This is a genomic window from uncultured Aurantimicrobium sp., assembly GCF_936931525.1.
Lineage (GTDB): Bacteria > Actinomycetota > Actinomycetes > Actinomycetales > Microbacteriaceae > Aurantimicrobium.
In genome coordinates, this window is sequence record NZ_CAKZII010000121.1 from 1 (window position 1) to 1762 (window position 1762).

General features: G+C 55.5%; 3 protein-coding genes. All 3 read right to left on the reverse strand.

Going from position 1 to position 1762, the window contains the following annotated elements; translation table 11 throughout:
* On the reverse strand, positions 1-234 hold a 234-nt coding region (locus tag Q0362_RS05460), incomplete at its 3' end, for a peptide-methionine (R)-S-oxide reductase (protein WP_298120899.1).
* 32 nt (positions 235-266) lie between these two features.
* Positions 267-1112 carry an ABC transporter permease gene (locus Q0362_RS05465; protein ID WP_298120902.1) on the reverse strand — a complete coding sequence of 282 codons (846 nt, stop codon included), beginning with the start codon at positions 1110-1112 and terminating at the stop codon, positions 267-269.
* Positions 1113-1143: 31 nt separating this feature from the next.
* Positions 1144-1762: ABC transporter substrate-binding protein (locus Q0362_RS05470; protein WP_298120905.1), on the reverse strand; the 619-nt coding region annotated here is incomplete at its 5' end.

Consider the following 1762-nt stretch of genomic DNA (forward strand, 5'->3'; position numbering starts at 1 on the left):
TTCGGGGCGAACGGATTCATAGAACGAAGGCCAACCGCAACCAGAGTCGAACTTGGTGCCCGCGGTGAAGAGTTCGTTATTGCAGGCCTTGCAGGTGTAAACGCCAGCACGGTCCTCATCGAGGAGCTCACCGGACCAGGCACGTTCAGTCGCTGCTTCACGCAGGACTGCGTATTCCTCAGCAGAAAGTTCTGCGCGCCACTGGTCGTCGTTCTTCTCTACGTCGTAAGCCATGGTGAAAGTCTAGAGCTCTTCGTCACACTGAGCTAAGCCCAGCGACGAACAGCCCACTTCTCGAAGAGACCCAGCAAAGCGTCAGTTGTTTTACCGAAGACGGCTAGCAAGATGATGGCAAGAATGACCCGGTCCGTGCGGCCGTTGTTTTGGGAATCAAGCAACAAGAAACCAAGACCTGCAGAGGACGCAATCAACTCAGCAGCGACGAGGAAGAGCCAAGACTGGGCCAAAGCCAGGCGCAAACCAGAAATAACAGAGGGAACAACGGCGGGTAGTTGCACCGTCGTGAAGAGCTGGACACCGGAGAGACCGAAAGCACGGCCAGCCTCAACGAGCTGCTTGTCCACGTGACGCAGCGCTGCAGCAACCGTTGTGTACACGGGGAAAAACGCCCCGATCGCAATAAGGGTGATCTTGGATTCTTCACCGATCTTGAGCCAGAGCAGCAACAAAGGAACCCACGCCAAGGAAGGAACGGCACGAATCGCACCGAAGGTGGATCCAAAGAAGAAATCCCACACTCTGGCCAAACCAACGATTGCCCCGAAGAACAAGCCCAGGCTAGCTCCGATAGCAAAACCAATCAGCACACGCTGAACGGAGATGCCGATGAAGGGACCCAGCAGACCGCGTTGAATCAAATCAACGCCAGCAAGCCACACCATCTCAGGCGATGGCAGCTGCCCCACCGTGAAAATGCCCAGGCTGGACGTGATCTGCCACGCCAGCAGGATGGCAATCGGGAGTATGGCACTGATGAGGAGTTGACCTCCTCGGGTGGAAGTGAAGCGAGCACGACGAACCGATCCCCCACCCTGGCGGGCAGCCTTACCCCTGGCTTGTGCCCTGGGCGAGAGATCAGTCGTCGTGCTCATGCTTCGTATTCCTTGTGATTACTTCAGCGAATTACTTCGCTTCAGCAGCCTCGGTTGCCTTCACATCAATGTTCTTGTAGGAAACCTTGATGAAGGTGGTGTCGTAGAGGGTCTTGAGAGCCTCATCAACCTGTGCCTGAGTTGCCACGTCACCGTTAGCAACGAAGACCTTACCGATGGTCTTGAGCAGCTTGGTCTGCTTCTTGCCAGGGATGGGGTTGATGTCGATCAGTGTGCGCTCCGTAATTACTGCCTTAGCAACAGGAACACTCAAACCAGAAGCAGCTGCAAGAACTGCGTATGTGGCGTCAGGGTTTGCAATTGCGTACTGACGAGCTTCTTCGTAGACGTTGGTCACAACCTGAGCGATGTCAGGGTTCTTCTCAAGGAAGGACTCAGTTGCGTTGAGGAAGCCGTAGCTGTTGAAGTCCACGTTGCGGTAGATCAACTGGGCACCCTCGGTCTCAGCACCAGCGAGGATGGGGTCAAGACCAGCCCATGCATCAACGGAACCGTTGAACAGTGCAGTCTTGCCATCGGCGTGAGCCAGGTTTTCAATGGTTACAGTCGTGGGGTCAACGCCAGCCTCGTCCAGAGCCTGAAGCAGGAAGAAGTAAGGGTCAGTACCCTTCTTGGCGGCAACAGTCTTG

Bases quoted from the DNA above. Each gene is read 5' to 3' on its own strand.
- Q0362_RS05465 (WP_298120902.1), bottom strand. From the start codon at position 1,112: ATGAGCACGACGACTGATCTCTCGCCCAGGGCACAAGCCAGGGGTAAG.